Origin of the sequence: Erythrobacter sp. YT30 (assembly GCF_001542875.1) — a bacterium.
Taxonomy (GTDB): domain Bacteria; phylum Pseudomonadota; class Alphaproteobacteria; order Sphingomonadales; family Sphingomonadaceae; genus Erythrobacter.
On the sequence record NZ_LMAF01000001.1, the window covers coordinates 189424 to 209081 of the forward strand.

Consider the following 19658-nt stretch of genomic DNA (forward strand, 5'->3'; position numbering starts at 1 on the left):
GATCGGCGTTCGTATTTCGTTTAGTATTATCGCATATCTCATCCCTAACAGTCGGGATGTGAGCCGTGATCGAAATCGAAGTACAGAACGAAACACACCAAACTCAAGACCGCGTCCGCTTTGCGGCGGTACCGCGCATTGGCGAAGGCATTCGCCTGCGTGAGCCCGATGGTCTTTGGGCAAGCTATGACGTCATCGATGTCTGGTATCAGAAGGCCGAGTACGGCGATATCTGGATGCCTTACATCCATATTCGATTGACGCCTCCCGAAGTCGAAGAAGAAGAGAATGCTGGCGGGCTGGGCTATTTCGAAGACGATTTTCCCCATGAAGAGGAAATCGGCGATGAGGGCGCATTTGGCTCATTGGTAGGGGAGCCAGAACCGTGCAACATCTGATTAAGCGCAATTTTCACGCGAAGAAGGACGCTCAAAATGGCGAGGCGTCGGTCGATCAAGCAGCGCATTCACCTGATGGTGTAAGCGAGATTGAGACTCCACAAGATGTGTCAGAGGCGCTGGATGAAGCGCGCGCACCCAACGCCGAGGCAGCTTCCAATGTCTGCCTGATTGTGGATGACAGCAGGGTTATCAGAAAGATTTCCAGCAAGATCGTGAAATCCATGGGTTATGTCGCATTGGAAGCTCAGGACGGCGAGGATGCTTTGGCACGCTGTAAGAAGGCGATGCCCAAGTTCGTCATTACCGACTGGAATATGCCGGAAATGGACGGTTTGGAGTTTGTAAAAAGGCTCCGCGCAATCCCCACGCCCAATCCTCCTGTGGTCATTTTTTGTACGTCGAAAGGCACTGCTGCTGACGTTAACGCAGGGGTCCGCGCTGGCGCAAATGACTATATCGTGAAGCCATTCAAGGAAGAGACGCTACGCGCCAAGTTAGAGAAGCACGCGCAGGGGTAAGCCGCGCTGCTTGAGGATGATCCTCAGCGCACCCAGTCGAGCCCCATTTCTTCGAAGACTTCCTTATCCTCGCTCCATCCTTCTGAATGCTTCACGTGCAGGAAGAGATGGACTTTCACGCCCAATATCTCGGACAACTCCTTTCGCGCCGCTTCGCCAATGGCTTTAATCCGGCTGCCGCCTTTACCAAGCACGATGGGGCGCTGGCTTTCGCGTGCCACAACGATTTGCTGGTGTATCTCAAGGCTTCCGTCAGGGCGGTGCTGATACAATTCAGGCCGGACAGCGCTGTCATAGGGCAATTCCTCGTGAAGCTGCGCATAGAGCTGTTCGCGAGTAATTTCGGCCGCCAGCAATCGTTCCGAAGCATCGGAAACCTGATCTTCGGGATACATCCAGATGCCTTTGGGCATAAGCCCTGCGAGCGCCTCTTTCATTTCCGAAACGCCATCACCGGTAAAGGCAGAAACAAAGAATATCTCAGCAAACTCGATCCGCTGGCCCATCTCTTGTGCCAGTTCGAGCAGCGGCTCTTTCTTTGCTTTGTCGACCTTGTTGAGAACGAGAACTTTGCGTTCCTTGCGATGTTCCAAAGCCTCGAGGATCGGCTCCAGCTCATGACGGCGCTGTTTGATCGGGTCTATGATAAGCAGGATTGCATCGGCGCTGTCAGTGCCTTCCCAGGCTGCATTCACCATTGCGCGATCTAGCCGTCGACGTGGCGCAAATATTCCGGGCGTATCAACCAGGATCATTTGCGTGTCGCCGTGCAGCGCTATCCCCAACATCCGCGCGCGTGTTGTTTGCGCCTTCGCGCTCGTGATGGCGACCTTTTGTCCCACCAACTGGTTCACCAAAGTGGATTTGCCGGCATTGGGAGCACCAATGACCGCAACTACGCCGCATTTTTGAGACACTTCGCTCACCCAAATTTCTCCAAGAACGCCTTCGCTGCGCGTTTCTCTGCTTCGCCTTTGCTGCCGGCTACCCCTTCGGCCTCGCCGACATTGTGGATCGACACGCGCACGGTAAAGCGCGCCGCATGGTCTGGCCCCGATCGGTCAATCACTTCATAGTTGGGCATTGCCCGGCGGTTGCCCGCAGCCCATTCTTGCAGTGCACTTTTGGGATGCTTCGCCTTGCCAGCATCACCAGATAAATCGGTATCCCACAAGCGCAGCACGAGATCGCGCGTCTGGTCAAAACCGTTTTCGATGAAGCTCGCGCCAATCAGCGCTTCCATTACATCGCCAAGGATATTGTCGCTGTCTGCGCCGCCATCCTCGCGGGCTTGCTTGCCGAGGCGGACATGATCGGGAAGACCAATCTCCCGCGCTATCCGAGCGCATGTCGCGCCGCTGACAAGAGCATTGAGGCGCTGTGACAGTTTGCCTTCGGGAAAGGTGCCGTGATCATAAAGCCAGCCTGCGACCGATAAACCAAGCACTCGGTCTCCCAAAAATTCCAGGCGTTGATAGTCGGGTTCGAGCGCGGCTGATGTGCCGCCTCCGCCATTGAAGCTGCCATGGGTCAAAGCCTCTACCCACTGGCTCTCTTCGGTGACGGCAAAACCGTTCCGCGACAGCCAATCGCGCGTCTCATCGGGCATGGCTCCGCTCGAAGCTGTCACAGCATGTTTCCAATCCTGCTCCAGCGTGCAGCAGTAAACCATGTCCAAGGCTTTACCCATTCGGCACTGCCATCGGTAGACCACATCAGAATAGTGGCGCGGCCCACCAGTAGATCCTGATCGACCATTCCGACGCCATCGCCTGACAAGGCCTTGAAGCGGCTATCTTGGGAGTAATCACGGTTGTCACCCATCACGAACATAGCACCCTCGGGAACAATCTGTTCCGCGAACGTGTCATGCGAAGGCTTTAGCCCGAAGTCGAGCACTTCATAGGTGGTGCCGTTAGGAAGCGTTTCGCGGAACCGGCGATACCGGCAAATGATGCCTCCTTCATCAAGGGTAACCTCATCACCGCCCCATGCGCACGATGTATTGGCGGATATAGGAACATCGAAATCAGCGATCTGTTCGCGTGCGACGAGTTCGCCGTTCAAGACGATCTGACCGCCGACCACAGCCACAGTGTCTCCTGGCAGACCAATCACACGCTTGACGTAGTCCTGTTTGTCGACCGGGTGTTTGAAAATGACGAGGTCTCCCTGCTCCGGCTCTCCAGCAAGGACGCGGCCAGGTATCAGCGGGGCTGAGAAAGGCAGCGAATAGTTCGAAAATCCATAGGGCCATTTGGCAGCGAGCAGATAATCCCCATTCCAAAGGCGCGGCAGCATGCTTTCGGAAGGAATGGAGAAAGGTGAAAACACGAAGCTGCGGAAAATCAAAACTGCCAAAACCAGTTTGAGCAGGAAGAATGCAAAGCTCGACCAGCTTTGATCGTTTGCGTGATCATGAGCCGAGTTATCGACCGTATTGTGCGGTGCACCGAATTCGGCATCAGATTGGGTCTTAACATCCATCGCATCCCCCCTTAGGCGCGCTATTGAAACGCGCAAAGGGGATTTGCCCAATGACTGACCCGATTTCCGCCGCCTGGAACAGCCTTGAAGGCTTGCAACATCGAACACTTGTAGATCTGTTTGAGAATGATGCGGCACGCGTAGAAAAGCTAAGCCACCGTATCGACAGTTCTTTGGGCGAACTCGGCTCGGTTGGAATGCTGGTCGATTTCTCGAAAACACATCTGGATGATGCCGCGCTTGACGCTTTTGAAGAGTTGGCGAAAGCGTGCGATTTTGATGGCCAGCGTGAGGCTCTGTTTACGGGAGGGATCGTGAACCCGACTGAGGGACGATCGGCAAGTCATGCCGCCTTACGTGGGACTGGCCCGGAAGCTGAGGTCGAAGAGGCGGCCGCTCTGGTTGATCGCATGGAAATCCTCGTGAAGGCCATCCACGAAGGCGTGTTTGGCGAGATCAAGCACTTAATCCACATTGGGATCGGCGGATCAGCGCTTGGCCCAGCGCTGGCAGTTGATGCGCTCACTCGCGATCTGGCGTTGGTGGAATGCCATATTGTATCGAACATAGATGGCCTCGCACTTGAGCAAGCTTTTGCTAAGTGCGACCCGCAATCAACGATGATTGCGGTCGCATCGAAAACGTTCACCACAACCGAGACGATGACCAATGCAGCGAGCGCGCTGAAGTGGCTTCAGGAAAACGGTGTCGATGATCCGGGCGGCCGGGTGATCGCGCTGACTGCTAATCCAGAACGGGCAGTTGAATGGGGCGTAGATGAAACGCGCATTCTGCCTTTCCCCGAAAGTGTAGGTGGGCGGTATTCCTTATGGTCCTCGATTGGCTTTCCCATCGCTCTTGGGGCGGGGATGGAAGACTTTCGCGCAATGCTCGCAGGTGCCAAGGTAATCGATGAGCATTTCCGAGAAAACTCGGGTCGTAGCAACCTTCCACTCCTCGCAGCATTTGCGGACCAGTACTACACGCGGCTGCGTGGATGTCAGACGCGTGCTGTGTTTGCTTATGATGAGCGATTGACGCTGTTTCCCGACTATCTTCAACAATTAGAGATGGAATCGAACGGCAAACGGGTGATGTACTCGGGCGAAGATGTGCCAGCGCCTACCGCTCCTGTGACATGGGGCGGGGTAGGGACAGATGCGCAGCACGCGGTGTTTCAGCTGCTCCATCAAGGCACAGTGTTGATCCCTGTCGATTTCATCGCAAGCATCGCGCCGGGAGACATGCTTGACCCGGCGCATCACAAAGCACTCTTGATGAACTGCCTCGCACAGGGAGCTGCTTTGATGGCAGGCAAGTCGTCTGAAGATCCATCGCGCTTTTATCCGGGCGACAGGCCATCCACGATGTTTCTGGTCGATGATATCGATGCAGCAACACTGGGCGCGCTGATCGCTTTTCATGAGCATCGGACATTTGCAAATGCCGTACTCATGCAGGTCAACCCCTTCGATCAATTCGGCGTCGAACTGGGCAAAGGGATCGCAAAACAGCTCGATGCAGGCGAAGGTGTGTTTGATGCAAGCACGACAGCGCTGATGGAAGCTGCCGGGCTTTAGTGAGCGCATTCGGATTTTGTGCGTAAGGCTGAAATTATCACTATTTTACAATGCTGTGTGAGCGCTTATTCATGATGCACTCAGCTGAAGCGTGGTAATTCAATCACTACTCGCAGAATTATGAGGTCATTCTGGCTCGCAACCAGGCCCTGGGGTCACATAGGCCCGGTGCAGGCCCGGTCGGCGAATCCAGTGTTTATGGTAAATTTGCGCGTAAGAAAAATATTATGACGCTTTGGCGTAATGATGCGCCATGTATGTTGCGGTGCAGCGCAGCGATTGAGTCACATTTGCACTCCTGATAATTATGCGTAGTGTGCGCTCAGCTTTTTCACATTCCTCTCTTTTTAAGGCAGCCTTTATGAACCGACTTATTCCACTTGCAGCAGCCACCGCCGCAATGTCTGTCGCTTCGGCTGCAAATGCTCAGCCGATCCAGGACAGATATGCGCTGCAGGTGGTTGAAGTGGGAGAATTTGAAGGCGGAGCTGCATATTATGAGGCACAACAGCGCCTGCAAATGGCTCTGCTGTCGCCACGTAGTCGTTCAATCCCACGGTCGGGCAACCCTCAGCTAGTTTCATTTGACGGATCGTGGGAATTCCTAAAAACCTCGCGCCGCCTGCGCATTTGGCGTCCAGACGTTGCCTACACTCTTACAGTGGGGGCTGATGGTGAAGTGACGTCTTGCGAGATTACTGAGAAGTTTCGTCGGACTTACGTGAACCAAAAGCTCTGCGATGTTCTCAGCAAACACCATCATTTCGAACCGGCGCACGACTCAAATGATGCTCCGATGGAAGGTGAGTACACTTCGAGCTTGAATTATCTTGAGATGAGGAAAGAGCTCGGAGAATAAGGTCCGAGGCCTCGATTTCCTCTTACAAGGTTGATGTCCGCGATCTTTATCTCGTCTGACGCTGCGACTTGACACCTGCACAGTTGAAGACCATTTGCGCGGCATTCGAAACGTAGCTGCCAGCGTGAAGCGGCGTCGCTGCAATGCGACTGCCCCGGCGGCGTTTCAATTGTTCTCCTAAGAGACTTCCCTTTTCACGCGGGCGGTTTTGACCTCCCGCGGCGCGCGCCCTGTATGGATCGCCTCGCATGATTACCGCGAGCAAGTTATGACAACATTTGACCAACTCGGTCTTTCTCAGCCCGTGCTCCAAGCGCTTGAGCTAAAGGGGTATTCGGACCCAACACCTATTCAGGAGCAAGCTATTCCTCCGGTGCTAGAAGGGAGAGACCTTCTTGGCATCGCGCAAACTGGAACGGGTAAGACAGCCGCGTTTATGCTTCCGGGCATTGATCGATTGCGCGAAGCCGACAATCGCATTCCTTTCAAAAGCTGCCGTATGCTGGTGCTCGCGCCGACCCGCGAATTGGCGACGCAGATTGCGGTCAGCGCCAAGGATTACGGCGCTATGGCAGGTCTTAAAGTGCAAGTGATTGTGGGGGGTACATCGGTGAATAAGGACCGCAACAAGCTCCACCGTGGGACCGATATTTTAGTAGCCACACCCGGCAGGCTACTCGATCTGATCGATCAAAAGGCTTTCAATCTCTCCGGCGTCGAAGTGCTCGTGCTCGATGAAGCGGATCAGATGCTCGATTTGGGCTTTATTCATGCGCTGCGCCGGATCAATCAATTGGTGCCCAAGGAACGTCAAACGCTCTTTTTCAGCGCCACCATGCCCAAGGCAATTCGCGAGCTGGTGACAGGGTTTTGCAATGATCCAGTAAAGGTTTCCGTTACTCCGCAATCGAGCACGGCAGAACGGATCGAGCAGTATTTGTTCATGGTGCAGCAGGACGAAAAGCAGGCTCTGCTCCAGATGATCCTGTCGGGTCGTCACCCGATACCCGGTGAGCAGGAACGGGTATTGATCTTCACCAGAACTAAGCATGGCGCAGACCGGGTCGTCAAAAAGCTTGGCCAGAATGGCATTAGGGCAAACGCCATTCACGGGAATAAATCGCAGGGTCAAAGGCAACGCGCGCTCGATGAATTCCGCGCTGGTCGTTGTTTGATCCTGATTGCAACCGATGTTGCCGCGCGCGGGATAGATATTCCGGGCGTATCGCACGTCATCAATTACGAGCTACCCAATGTGCCGGAACAATACGTTCACCGCATCGGGCGCACTGCGCGCGCAGGCCGCGATGGCATCGCGATTGCTTTTTGCGCTGAAGATGAGCGCGCTTACCTTAAGGACCTTCAGCGCAACACCGATGCCGAGCTCGAACGACTGGAGCTACCAGAAAACTTCCGCGCTGTCGTCGAGGGGGTTGGTCCGACAAAGCCGCCGCCACGCGGGGCAACGCGGGTTTCGAGGAAGAAAGTCCGGCCAAAACCGCTCGGAGGAGCAGGTGGCAAGAAGGCTGACGGTGCGAAGCCCAAATCCAAACCTAAATCGAAGCATCCATCGCGAAAAGGCAAGCCTGGAGGCGGTCCCTCTGCCGAGCGCAAAGGCGCAGGCACGGGCGGAAGAAATCCTGGCAAGCGCCCCGGCGGCTTTCGCAAACGCAGAGGTAAAGGTGCTGGTGGTGGTCCCCGGCGTGGCGGCGCTTAGTCTGCAGCGTAAAGCGTTCTTAACGAACCACTATTAAGGCTTTGCGCATTTACGAAAAAAGGAATGCGCGCGCAATCATGTTCAGAACGGAGACCACACTCGTCGTGGGTTCAGGCGCCAATCGCGAGATTGAGATGCCGGATGGCCCAGAGCTTCTGAACCGCATCGTTGCAGGCTACGACTTTGATAGGCTCGGTTCTGAGGTGCAAAGCCGTGATTTGATTAATTTGGCCCAGATATTCGAGAGCATCGCGCCGCGTTACGATACCACAACGGAAGAGCTGATGAATGCGGGTCGAAAGATCCGAGCCGCCGGGACCGTGACTACCTCGATTGAGTCCATCATGGAGCAGCTGTCTGACGATCCGCTGGTAACCGTGGCGGGCAAAGTCGGCATCATTTACTACACGCTTCAGGCAGAATCGAAATCAACCCTCGCAAGAGAACCCCGCAACCCCGGCGAAATGCCATTGCGAGGGACGGAGAACTGGCTGTTCAAGCTGGGGCAGATGATCGTGACAGGCGCGCCCCGCAGGGAAGCGGAAAACTGCTTTTACAAACTCTCGATTATCGCCTTCACTTATGATCGCGCCATTGAACACTACTTGCCATGGGTTGCGGCAATGGCGTTCGGAATGGACATCGATGAAGCGCGCGCTCTTGTCGATCAGCACGTTCGCATCGTCCATCCACTTGGGATGGCAGGGCAGTTGCCGTGGCAGCAGGATGATAAACCCGTTGCCGATTGGGGACAGGTTGAGCCGGACGATTACGCCGAATTGACGCGCGCTGTCTTCACGTTCGGCAAGCGAAGCTCCAACCGCCAATTCACAGGCTACATGACCGCTGAAATGGCCCAGGGCAAAAGGCTCGGCATGCTCGGCTTCGATTTTGATCCGCTAAAACTTGCGATGATTTTCGGATCGCCCATGGACCACGATCCCGAAGTGCTGGTTTCTTTTGCCGGTACAGTTGAAGAGCAACGCGACGCGATTGCGAGATTGATCAAACGCAAGACAGGTATCAGCCACGATGACCTGTTCACCCATCACGACGGTGGTTCTTACGAGTTGCTGCGCGACAACGCGCCTCTCCTTGAAAGCTAAATCAACACTCTGGTTGGCAATAGACCTAAGGCAGGCCATATCGCTCCCGTAATGAAACAGGAGTGATCGAGCGCAATGGCCGATACCGAATACGATTTTGATCTCTTTACCATCGGGATAGGCTCTGGCGGAACGAGGGCAAGCCGCGTTGCGGCTGCGCACGGCGCTCGGGTTGCCGCAGCGGAAGAGCACCGGGTTGGTGGGACATGTGTGATCCGCGGCTGCGTACCGAAAAAGATGCTGGTCTATGGCGCGCACTTCGCAGAAGACTTGGAAGATGCAACGCAATTTGGCTGGACCGTTGAAGGCAAGAGCTTCGATTGGATAAAGCTGCGCGATCACGTCTTAAGCGATATTGACCGCATAGAAGATGTCTACACCGACACTCTCGACAAGCATGACGTGACGATCTTTCATGAGCGCGCCGAGATCACGGGTGATCATGAAATCACGTTGGCTAGCGGAAAAGTCGTGACCGCCAAGTACATTCTCATTGCGACCGGCGCCTGGCCGCATGTGCCAGAATTTGAAGGTTCAGAGCATTGCATCACCTCGAACGAAGCGTTTCACCTTGATGGGATACCGAAGCGGATATTGATTGCTGGCGGAGGATACATCGCAAATGAATTTGCGGGCATCTTCAATCAATTCGGTGCCAGGGTCACAATCGCCAACCGTTCCGATGTCATCCTGCGCCAATACGATTTCTCTCTGCGTGATCGGCTCATGCAGATTTCCATGACCAAAGGAATTGAGTTCTGCTTCCATGCGGAATTCGAATATGTGCGTAAGAACGATGATGGCAGCTTCGCGGTGAAGATGACCAATCATGAAGAGCGCGAATTTGATCTTGTAATGATCGCAACCGGGCGTGTGCCGAACACAAAAGGTCTCGGCCTTGAAAACATCGGTGTGGAGCTTGGCCACAAGGGCGAGATCAAGGTCGATGCCTATTCGAAAACCAATGTCGATTACGTCTATGCCGTTGGCGACGTCACCGATCGGGTGCAGTTAACCCCCGTTGCCATTCGCGAGGGCCAAGCGTTTGCCGACAGCATGTTTGGGCCCGGCGAAGCCTATTGCGTCGATCACTCCTGCATTCCGAGCGCCGTCTTTAGCCACCCCCCAATATCCTCGGTCGGTCTCAATGAGCGCGAGGCAAAGGACCAGTATGGCAAGGTCGCCGTCTACACCTCCGACTTCCGCCCGATGAAGAATGTGGTCGCTGGGCGCAATGAGCGCAGCCTTGTGAAGATGATCTGCGATGATGCGAACGGAAAGATCCTTGGCATTCACATGATCGGCCCGGATGCTCCTGAAATCATGCAGGCTGCAGCGGTTGCAGTGAAGGCCGGCATGAACAAGTCAGACTTTGATGCTACGACAGCGATCCACCCCACAGTCGCTGAAGAGCTGGTCCTGCTGAGATAGATTGCCACCTGCCACTCATCCCAATAGGCTGAATAAAAAAGGGAGAGCGATCATGGGGCAAACTATCTTGGTGACGGGTGGCACCGGCTACATCGGCGGTGAATTAATCGATCAGCTGCTGGAAGCTGGCAAGACTGTTCACACGACCGTGCGCAATAAAGCCAAAGGCGAACCAAGGCTTCGCGCCCGTTGGCCGGATGCGGGCGAGCGTTTGAAAGTCTTTGAAGCAGACCTCGAGGCAGATACTGGTTGGGCAGAGGCATGCAGCGGGTGCGACGGTGTTGCGCATGTTGCATCCCCTTTTCCCCTGACAGTTCCAAAACACCCGGACGAGCTAGTCATCCCCGCACGTGAAGGTGCTTTAAGAGCACTGCGTTTCGCCCATGAGGCAGGCGTCCAACGCTTTGTTCTTACCAGCTCCGCCGCAGCAATCGCGTATGGCCATCCGCCTGGGAAAGGTCACTTCACCGAAGCTGATTGGACTGTGCTCGAAAACCCATCTGTCCCGCCATATCACCGCTCCAAAACCGTCGCGGAAAGGGAATCGCGCGAGTGGGTGAAGGATAACGCGCCTGATATGGCTTTCTGCTCTGTGAACCCGGTGGCGGTGCTGGGACCTGTCGTGAACGATGATCTATCGACATCCATTGCGCTGGTTGAAAAGTTGATGACGGGTGAGATCCCGGCGATCCCTGATGTTGGATTTGGCATTGTCGATGTTCGCGACGTTGCAAAGGCGCACAGGCTCGCGCTTGATGCTCCCCATGAGACGGTAAAAAACGGACGCTTCGCTGTGTCGGACAAATTCCTTTGGATGCGCGATATCGCTCATATCCTGCGCGACCGGGTGCCCGCCTATGCAGGCAAAGTGCCCAAGCGCGGCCTGCCAAGCATCATGGTGACATTGCTCGCTCCGTTCTCCGCCGATCTAAAGCAGGTAAAAACCGAACTGGGGCGAACACGCGATGTGTCGGGAGAGCACGCCTCGTCCACGCTGGGGTTCGATTACATTCCAGCGGCTGAATCGGTTGAAGCGACCGCGCGATCTTTGGTCGAACATGGGATCGTGAAGTTCTGATCAGGCAACCTCACACTTGTGTGATTGACGCCTTTGCAACACTGCGGCATCGCAAAGCTCGATTTCGAAATTGCCATCAGGGGAAACCATTTGTCCGCCAACATTGCTGAAATGGAACGCCGCCGCGAAGCCTCCAAGATGGGCGGCGGGGAAAAGCGTATTGCTGCGCAGCACGCCAAGGGAAAGCTCACTGCGCGTGAGCGTTTGGATGTGCTGCTGGATGAAGGCAGCTTTGAAGAACTCGACACTTACGTTGAGCACGATTGCATCGATTTCGGGATGGAAGATCAGAAAATCCCCGGCGACGGCGTCGTCACTGGATCGGGCACGATCAACGGGCGGTTGGTCTATGTCTTCAGCCAAGACTTCACCGTGTTCGGCGGATCGCTGTCAAAACGCCATGCGGAGAAAATCTGCAAGGTGATGGACACTGCGATGAAAGTGGGTGCGCCTGTTATCGGGCTAAACGATTCAGGCGGCGCGCGTATTCAGGAAGGCGTCGCATCGCTTGGCGGCTATGCTGAGGTGTTCCAAAAGAACGTGCTGGCGTCAGGCGTTGTGCCCCAGATCAGCCTTATCATGGGGCCATGCGCGGGCGGTGCGGTTTATTCGCCCGCTATGACAGACTTCATCTTCATGGTGAAAGACAGCTCCTACATGTTCGTGACCGGGCCGGATGTGGTGAAAACCGTCACCAATGAAGTCGTGACACAAGAAGAATTGGGCGGAGCGATCACCCATTCGACCAAAACGAGCGTTGCTGATTGCGCGTTTGAGAACGACATCGAAACGCTTCTCGCAACGCGCGAGTTCTTCAATTACTTGCCACTATCCAATCGCGAGGAGCCGCCAGAGCTTCCCACAAATGATCCGTGGGATAGGCTGGAACATTCGCTCGACACGCTGATCCCGGACAATGCAAACCAGCCTTATGATATGCATGAGGTGATTTCTAAGACACTGGATGAGGGCGAATTTTTCGAAATCCAGCCGGGACACGCTGCAAACATCATCTGCGGATTTGGCCGAGTGGAGGGGCGCACTGTGGGAGTTGTCGCGAACCAGCCAATGGTGCTGGCGGGCGTACTCGATATCAACTCATCGAAAAAGGCCGCGCGTTTTGTTCGTTTTTGCGATGCGTTTGAAATCCCTATTGTCACTTTTGTCGATGTCCCCGGCTTCCTTCCCGGAACCGCGCAGGAATTGGGCGGGATCATCAAACACGGCGCCAAACTGCTTTTCGCCTATGCTGAGGCGACCGTGCCCAAGATCACCGTCATCACCCGCAAGGCCTATGGCGGCGCGTATGATGTGATGGCGAGCAAGCACTTGCGGGGCGATTTAAACTACGCCTGGCCCACTGCCGAAATCGCGGTTATGGGCGCTAAGGGTGCGGTGGAGATCATCTTCCGCCAGGACCGCGATGATCCGGACAAGATCGCGGAGAAAACGAAGGAATACGAAGACCGCTTCGCCAACCCGTTCGTGGCAGCGCAGCGCGGCTACATCGACGAAGTGATCTACCCACACTCAACGCGGAAGCGGATTGCATTGGGTTTAAGGAAGCTGCGCACGAAGCAGCTGGAAAACCCTTGGAAGAAGCATGACAACATTCCATTGTGATGGGTAACGAAGTCGCACTTGTCATTGTCGCAATAGTCGGTGTTCTTGGAACCCTTGGTGGGGCGGTTATCGGGCCGCTATTTCAACGAAAGCATGAGCAATGGAAAGCTCGCCGTGCTGACGAACAGTTGTTGAGAGATAAGGCGCAGGAACTATTTGATGAGTTAGATCGGCTAACGATCGGATCACATAGTTCAATGATTAGTACCATGCAGCGAGTGGGATCTGAGGAGTCTGAGGTCCAACCAGTTCCTGATCTCGGAAAGATACGCGCTATCACCACTGTGTACTTCCCGACCTGTCAAGGCGCAGTTGTGCGTTTTGAAAACGCTGTCCGAGAGCAAGGGATAGAGACCACCAATCAGATGAGGAAGATGATGAATGACGGCGATCTAGGGGCAAACGCGATTAAAGCGATGACAATTAGTCTTGTCACTCAGCACCAAGCTATTTCGCGAGATCTGGTAGTGGAATTGAGAAAAGAACTGAATGCAATTGTCCCAAGGATAAAGCAATGAAACTAGGCCGCCTGAACCACGTCGGGGTCGCAACCCCCTCCATCGCAGACTCCATCGTTCACTACCGCGACACAATGGGTGCAACTTCGATCTCGGATGAGATCATCCTCGAAGACCGGGGCCTTAAGGTCGTCTTTGTCGATACGCCTACGCATTCTGGAATGGATGGCACACAGATCGAGCTCATCGAAGAGCTCACTCCCGGCGAAACCGCCATCACCGCTTTTCTCGCGAAGAATCCGCTCGGCGGGCAGCATCATGTCTGTTTCGAGGTTGAGGACATCGAGGAAGCGCGCGCGTGGTTCGAAGGGAAGGGCAAGCGCATTCTTGGCCCAACCGTAATCGGCGCACATGGCACACCTATCTTTTTCGTCCATCCCAAAGATATGCAGGGCATGCTTACCGAGATCATGGAAACGCCCAAATCCGGCGCGCACTGATCCGTTCCACGCTCTCTTGACCAAGGGCGCCGTAGCGGACTTGTGTTGACGCGAGCGTAAGGGCAGAACAGTTGCCGAATGAAACCCTTGGGAGAGCTTCATTGACCTACGAAACCATCCGCGTCGAGGCCGAAGGCCCGCTCAAAGTCATCACCTTGAACAGGCCAGACCGGCTTAACGCCATGCCGCCGCAAATGGCAGACGAGCTGGGCGAGGCATTCTACGATCTGGGTGATGCGCGCGCTGTTCTTATCACCGGCGAGGGGAAGGGCTTTTGCTCTGGTGCGGATCTGGCTGCGCGTGGCGAGGCATCGGCGCTAACCAGTAAAGGCGGCAGCCACAAGGCTCTACAGAACCACTACAATCCAGCAATTAGTCAGGTTTTGCGCGCAGAAGTACCAGTCATTTGCGCTGTGAATGGTCCGGCTGCGGGTGTGGGTTGCTCGCTGGCTCTTGCTGCCGATTTTACCATCGCTTCGAAGAATGCCTATTTTCTCCAGGCCTTCGTCAATATCGGGCTGGTGCCCGACGGCGGATCGACTTGGCTGCTCGCCCGTGCAATCGGCCGCGCTCGCGCCACGCGGATGATGATGCTGGGTGAAAAGATCGGGGCTGAACAGGCTGAGGATTGGGGGCTCATCTACAAGGCTGTCGAAGCTGAGAGCCTGATGGATGAGGCGCGCGCACTGGGTGAAAAGCTCGCCAATGGCCCGACACTCGCACTAAAGACCATGAAGAAACAGCTCAACACCGCGCTTGATGGCAGTGTGCAGGAAGTGTTCGTCACTGAAGCCGAAGGCCAGCGCCTTGCCGGTGCGAGCGCCGATGCGATGGAAGGTGGGATGGCTTTCCTGCAAAAGCGCAAGGCCGAATTTAAAGGAAAATAGGTCCGGACAACTTTCGTCCTGCCGTCTTTGTGCTAGTGGCTGTCCTATGACTGAAAAACCGACACCCGCCGACTGGAAAGCTCTCGCCGACAAGGAAGCGAAGGGCCGTGATCTGACGACCGAAACGCCCGAAGGCTTCACGGTCAAGCCGCTCTATACTGCGCAGGATCATGCGGATTGGGATGCGGGTCTTCCCGGTTTTGCGCCGTTCACGCGCGGGGTGAAGGCCAGCATGTATGCAGGACGCCCGTGGACGATCCGGCAATATGCGGGCTTTTCTACCGCGGAAGAATCGAACGCATTTTATCGTCGCAATCTGGCGGCGGGGCAAAAGGGGCTATCGGTCGCATTCGATCTTGCCACACACCGCGGCTATGACAGCGATCACCCGCGCGTAACTGGCGATGTCGGCAAGGCGGGCGTCGCAATCGATACCGTGGCCGATATGGAAATCCTGTTCGACCAGATCCCGCTTGATACGATGAGCGTATCGATGACCATGAACGGCGCGGTGATCCCGGTGATGGCGTTCTTTATCGTCGCTGGTGAACGTCAGGGTGTGTCAGCGGAGAAGCTTTCTGGGACCATCCAGAACGATATTCTCAAAGAGTTCATGGTCCGCAACACTTACATCTATCCGCCCGAGCCAAGCATGCGGATTATCTCGGACATCATCGCCTACACCTCGGCCAATATGCCGAAATTCAACAGCATTTCGATCTCCGGCTACCACATGCACGAAGCAGGGGCTACAGCGGTGCAAGAGCTCGCTTTCACCATAGCAGACGGCAAGGAGTATGTGACCCGCGCGATGCATGCTGGGCTCGATATCGATGCGTTTGCCGGCCGGCTATCGTTTTTTTTCGGCATTGGCATGAATTTCTTCATGGAGATTGCCAAACTGCGTGCCGCGCGCACGCTCTGGTATCGCACCATGGATGGTCTGGGCGCGCAGAAAGAGCGCTCCAAGATGCTTCGCACGCACTGCCAAACATCCGGTGTGAGCCTGCAAGAGCAAGACCCCTACAACAATGTGATCCGCACGACGATCGAGGCGCTGGCGGCGACGCTTGGTGGGACGCAGAGTCTCCACACCAATGCTCTGGACGAAGCCATCGCGCTCCCGACCGATTTCTCCGCGCGGATTGCGCGCAACACGCAGCTTGTCCTGCAGGAAGAGAGCGGGATCACGCAAGTCGTCGATCCGCTTGGTGGCTCGCACTACATCGAGACGCTAACAGCGACGTTGGTCGAAGAAGCTGAAAAGCTGATAGCGGAGGTCGATGAGACGGGCGGCATGACAGCTTACGTCGATACTGGCGCCCCCAAAGCGGCAATTGAACGCGCGGCAGCGGAAAAGCAGACTGGGATCGACAAGGGCGAGACGGTGATAGTCGGCGTCAACAAATACAAGCTTGCCGAAGAAGACCAGATCGAAACGCTCGACATCGACAACGCGGCAGTGCGTCAGGGCCAGATCAAGCGGATCGCCAAGGTGCGCGAGGAACGTGATGAGGCAGCCTGCCGCGCGGCGCTTGATGCGCTGACAGCAGGCTGCCGGGATGGCGGAAACGTTCTCGAACTGGCAGTCGAAGCTGCGCGTCACGATGCGACTTTGGGCGAGATATCGTCGGCCATGGAAGAAGTCTTTGGCCGCCATGATGCCACGCCAAAGCCTGTTTCGGGCGTTTACAAGTCCGCCTACGAGTTCGATCAGCGCTGGGCGCAGGTCACGGACGGCGTTGATGCCGTTGAGCGCCGCTTGGGCCGCAAACCACGCATTATGGTCGCGAAAATGGGGCAGGATGGTCATGATCGAGGCGCTAATGTGATTGCGAGTGCCTTCGCTGATATGGGTTTTGAAGTGGTTTCAGGTCCGCTTTTTCAGACGCCCGATGAAGCCTGCGCAATGGCGCTTGAGAATGATGTCGACATTGTTGGTGCGTCATCACTTGCGGCTGGGCACAAGACGCTGATCCCTGAATTGATCCGCCTGCTGAAAGAAGCGGGGCGTCCGGATATCAAGGTAACCGCAGGAGGCGTGATCCCGCCGCAGGATTACGACTTCCTGCGTGAGGCGGGCGTGCAGGGCATTTATGGGCCGGGTTCGAATGTAGTTGAATGCGCAGCGGACATTTTGACGCTGCTTGGACATAACATGCCGCCATTGGATAGCGTTATGGATGAGGCGGCTGAGTGAGGTATTCCGAAAGGAACCAGTTAAGCCTAACTCGCTTAATTGGGTTTTTGACTGGATGCTTGGGCCTGATTGTGCTCGCCACGCATGCGATTTTTGTATTGATCCAGCTTTATCCATCCATTGGGCAGTCGGAAGTAGATGAAGCGAACCGTGCGCCTCCATCAGGACTTTTGGAAGCGATCATGAATGCTTCGCCAGTCTTGTTTCTTGGATTAGGCTTACTCGTCTTCGCCCGTTGGGCTTTCGGACGATGAACCTCTCGACAGACACTTTTGCAGCGCTCGCTTTCCTGATGTTTCTCACCGGTGTCGGGATCCCCATCATGGCGGCTCTGAACAGCGGGCTCGGCATGCAATTGGAGAGCCCTGGTGCAGCATGCCTCGTCTTGATGGGTGTCGCGGCCGGGCTGGCGGGGATCATTATGCTCATGACGGGCGGCGCGCCCGCTGCTGCCAGCTTCACGTTCGAAGATCCCGTCCTCTATGCGGGCGGTGCATTTTTTCTATTCTACATCCTTTCGATCACATGGGCGGGGCCGAAAATGGGAATTGGAAACGCGGTGTTCTTCGTGTTGCTCGGCCAGTTGGTCGCGGCGGCAGTGATTGACCATTACGGCCTGTGGGGCGCGATCAAATCCGAAATTACGGTGCGCCGGATTATTGGCATTCTGCTTATGGCGGCAGGTGTTTATCTCGCGCGCAAGCCGCCTGTGGCGTTGCCTTGACACTCGGCTTCTCGGTCAATTCCCTGCTCCCAAAAACGCGCGGGGGAGGGCAATTGAAGATGGGTCTTGTCAGACTGACCGAACCAGAATGGCTTCAGCCCGCGCCTGATCTTGCTGCACGGCGCGAGGCGTTTGCCAATTGGCCAGAAGGCATCCAAATTACGTCTGCAAGCGAAGAACCAGGGCGTGAATTGGCTGGTATGCTGGATGTGGCGGGCGGATTGCCTGAAGCTGCGCTCAATGCGCATGAAGACATGTGCCTTCTAACAAGAAGGCCTGGTGAAGACGTCTATCGCCTGATTGGAGCAGCAGTTGCTTGGCCTTCTGACTGGCACCCGAAACACAAGGTTGGACTGCCGTTGCGCGCGCTTCATGCGCCCATACAAGGCTATGAAGAGCAACTCGCGACTGGTGTTGATCGGTTTATGGCAACGCTCAAATCGGGCGTGATCTATGGACGATGCAATTGGTTTATCGCGCCCACGCGGGCAAAGCGTTGGATTGCAGGAGGCGACCCGCAAAAGCAATTTGAACACATAACACCTAAAAACGCAGGCGATTGCCTTTTTGTCAGGTCGGAGCGTCAGACGTTGCGACGCCTTCCCGAAACCGGGGCAATCCTTTTCACCATCGGGATTTATGTCGAGCCTTTCGCTGCTCTTACCGCGGACAACCGGTCCCGGCTTGCCGATGCGCTCCGAAATCTTGTGAGCGGGGAGGGTGACCGCCGCGGCGCTACGTATTATGCCGATGCTTTGCTGCAATACCATCAGAGGACCACGCCATGACCGATCTTCCCGCAGATACTCGTCCCGAGACCTTGGCAGTTCATGCCGGTTGCGCACCTGACCCCACGACCAATGCGCGGATCACGCCGATCTATCAGACAAGCTCATACGTGTTCGACAGTGCAGAACATGCGGCAAACCTGTTCTCGCTCGCCGAATTTGGCAATATTTACTCGCGCATCATGAACCCCACCAATGATGCGTTGGAGAAAAAGGTAGCCGCGCTTGAAGGCGGCGTGGGCGCTTTGGGGTGTGCATCTGGCCATGCAGCGCAAATGCTGGCTTTCCACACTCTGATGGAGCCGGGCTGTAACATCGTGGCGGCGAAGAAGCTGTATGGCGGATCGCTCAATCAACTCGGCGAAGCGATCAAGAAATTTGGATGGGAAGCTCGCTTTGTCGATACCGATAATCTCGACGAAGTGCGCGCTGCGATGGATGACAAGACGCGCGTCGTATTCATCGAAAGCCTGGCCAATCCGGGCGGTGTAGTGAGCGATATCGAAGCGATTGCTGAGATTGCTCATGAAGGTGGCGTCCCGCTGATAGTGGACAACACCATGGCCTCGCCCGCTCTTTCCCGCCCGATTGAGCATGGCGCAGATATTGTGGTGCATTCGACCACAAAGTTCTTGAATGGCCACGGGAACGCAATCGGCGGGGTGCTGGTCGATAGCGGCAAATTCGATTGGAAGGCGCACGAAGATAAATACCCTTCGCTTACTAAGCCCAATGGTTCGTACCATGGCGCGGTACTGGTTGACGCGCTTGAACCGATCGGCCCAATCGCATTTATAATCGGCTGCCGCGTTCTTGGTATGCGCGATTTGGGACCGGCAATGGCGCCGATGAATGCGTTTTTGGCGCTGACAGGCATGGAAACGCTTCATCTCCGCATGGAACGCCATTGCGAAAATGCGCAGGCGCTCGCCGAGTGGCTGACTCAGCAGCCGCAAGTTGCCTGGGTGAGTTATGCTGGTCTGCCGGATAATCCCTATCACGCGCACGCTCAGAAATACCTCGGCGGAAAGGGCGGGGCGGTGTTCACCTTTGGCCTGAAAGGCGGATACGATGCCGGCGTCAAACTTGTTTCCAGCGTCAAGCTTTTCAGCCACCTTGCAAATATCGGTGACACGCGTTCGCTCATCATTCACCCGGCGTCGACAACGCACAGTCAGCTCTCTGCTGAGGAATTGGAAGCAGCAGGCGCGGGACCTGACGTGGTTCGCATTTCTGTCGGTATTGAGCATATTGACGATATCAAGGCTGACCTTTCAGCAGCCTTCGCAGAACTATGATTG

19 protein-coding genes are annotated in these 19658 nt (G+C 55.6%); 16 read left to right on the plus strand and 3 right to left on the minus strand.

All coding sequences use genetic code 11. From position 1 onward, the window contains the following. Positions 1–65 precede the first annotated feature (65 nt). Both AUC45_RS00875 and AUC45_RS00880 read left to right on the plus strand, forming a co-directional pair. Positions 66–398, plus strand: a complete 333-nt coding sequence (locus tag AUC45_RS00875; RefSeq protein WP_067596929.1) for a hypothetical protein — start codon at positions 66–68, stop codon at positions 396–398. Next, positions 386–919: a PleD family two-component system response regulator gene (locus tag AUC45_RS00880; RefSeq protein ID WP_233998486.1), complete on the plus strand. Its 534-nt coding sequence runs from the start codon at positions 386–388 to the stop codon at positions 917–919. Before AUC45_RS00875 ends, AUC45_RS00880 begins: the two co-directional genes overlap by 13 nt. Before the next feature lie 23 nt (positions 920–942). On the opposite strand, the gene era is transcribed toward AUC45_RS00880, so the two are convergent. The 3 genes from era to lepB are packed head-to-tail and all read right to left on the minus strand — an operon-like array spanning position 943 to position 3406. Then, on the minus strand, positions 943–1836 hold the full coding sequence (gene era / locus AUC45_RS00885) for a GTPase Era (protein ID WP_067598836.1): 894 nt from the start codon (positions 1834–1836) through the stop codon (positions 943–945). 5 nt (positions 1837–1841) lie between these two features. Beyond that, positions 1842–2528 carry a ribonuclease III gene (rnc, locus tag AUC45_RS00890; protein WP_067596930.1) on the minus strand — a complete coding sequence of 229 codons (687 nt, stop codon included), beginning with the start codon at positions 2526–2528 and terminating at the stop codon, positions 1842–1844. Between the two features lie 17 nt (positions 2529–2545). Beyond that, positions 2546–3406: a signal peptidase I gene (gene lepB, locus AUC45_RS00895; protein ID WP_067596931.1), complete on the minus strand. Its 861-nt coding sequence runs from the start codon at positions 3404–3406 to the stop codon at positions 2546–2548. A 50-nt stretch (positions 3407–3456) separates the two neighbouring features. Here lepB and pgi point away from each other — a divergent pair, with 50 nt between their 5' ends. The 14 genes from pgi (at position 3457) to AUC45_RS00970 (ending at position 19655) form a co-directional block, all read left to right on the plus strand. Then, entirely contained in the window at positions 3457–4986 is a 1530-nt protein-coding gene (pgi, locus tag AUC45_RS00900; RefSeq protein ID WP_067596932.1) for a glucose-6-phosphate isomerase, read from the plus strand. A 361-nt stretch (positions 4987–5347) separates the two neighbouring features. Beyond that, entirely contained in the window at positions 5348–5845 is a 498-nt protein-coding gene (locus AUC45_RS00905; RefSeq protein WP_067596933.1) for a hypothetical protein, read from the plus strand. A 268-nt stretch (positions 5846–6113) separates the two neighbouring features. Then, on the plus strand, positions 6114–7562 hold the full coding sequence (locus tag AUC45_RS00910; RefSeq protein ID WP_067598839.1) for a DEAD/DEAH box helicase: 1449 nt from the start codon (positions 6114–6116) through the stop codon (positions 7560–7562). A gap of 77 nt (positions 7563–7639) precedes the next feature. Continuing rightward, positions 7640–8668, plus strand: coding sequence for a hypothetical protein (locus AUC45_RS00915; protein ID WP_067596934.1), 1029 nt, complete (start codon positions 7640–7642; stop codon positions 8666–8668). Between the two features lie 75 nt (positions 8669–8743). Further along, positions 8744–10099, plus strand: a complete 1356-nt coding sequence (gene gorA, locus AUC45_RS00920; protein WP_067596935.1) for a glutathione-disulfide reductase — start codon at positions 8744–8746, stop codon at positions 10097–10099. Between the two features lie 52 nt (positions 10100–10151). Then, on the plus strand, positions 10152–11177 hold the full coding sequence (locus AUC45_RS00925) for an NAD-dependent epimerase/dehydratase family protein (protein ID WP_067596936.1): 1026 nt from the start codon (positions 10152–10154) through the stop codon (positions 11175–11177). Positions 11178–11267: 90 nt separating this feature from the next. After that, complete coding sequence (locus tag AUC45_RS00930) at positions 11268–12800, plus strand: acyl-CoA carboxylase subunit beta (RefSeq protein WP_067596937.1); 1533 nt, start codon at positions 11268–11270, stop codon at positions 12798–12800. Next, positions 12800–13318 carry a hypothetical protein gene (locus AUC45_RS00935; RefSeq protein ID WP_067596938.1) on the plus strand — a complete coding sequence of 173 codons (519 nt, stop codon included), beginning with the start codon at positions 12800–12802 and terminating at the stop codon, positions 13316–13318. The genes AUC45_RS00930 and AUC45_RS00935 overlap by 1 nt, the downstream gene beginning before the upstream one ends. Continuing rightward, positions 13315–13758 carry a VOC family protein gene (locus AUC45_RS00940; protein WP_067596939.1) on the plus strand — a complete coding sequence of 148 codons (444 nt, stop codon included), beginning with the start codon at positions 13315–13317 and terminating at the stop codon, positions 13756–13758. Before AUC45_RS00935 ends, AUC45_RS00940 begins: the two co-directional genes overlap by 4 nt. Before the next feature lie 101 nt (positions 13759–13859). Further along, on the plus strand, positions 13860–14645 hold the full coding sequence (locus tag AUC45_RS00945; RefSeq protein ID WP_067596940.1) for an enoyl-CoA hydratase-related protein: 786 nt from the start codon (positions 13860–13862) through the stop codon (positions 14643–14645). Positions 14646–14691: 46 nt separating this feature from the next. After that, the gene (gene scpA / locus AUC45_RS00950) at positions 14692–16845 is read left to right on the plus strand and encodes a methylmalonyl-CoA mutase (protein ID WP_067596941.1); all 2154 of its coding nucleotides are present in this window, start codon (positions 14692–14694) and stop codon (positions 16843–16845) included. Positions 16846–17095: 250 nt separating this feature from the next. Further along, positions 17096–17569: a DMT family transporter gene (locus AUC45_RS00960; protein WP_233998487.1), complete on the plus strand. Its 474-nt coding sequence runs from the start codon at positions 17096–17098 to the stop codon at positions 17567–17569. A 59-nt stretch (positions 17570–17628) separates the two neighbouring features. Continuing rightward, on the plus strand, positions 17629–18357 hold the full coding sequence (locus AUC45_RS00965) for a DUF3445 domain-containing protein (protein ID WP_369815208.1): 729 nt from the start codon (positions 17629–17631) through the stop codon (positions 18355–18357). Further along, positions 18354–19655, plus strand: coding sequence for an O-acetylhomoserine aminocarboxypropyltransferase (locus tag AUC45_RS00970; RefSeq protein WP_067596945.1), 1302 nt, complete (start codon positions 18354–18356; stop codon positions 19653–19655). The genes AUC45_RS00965 and AUC45_RS00970 overlap by 4 nt, the downstream gene beginning before the upstream one ends. The last annotated feature ends 3 nt before the right edge of the window (positions 19656–19658 follow it).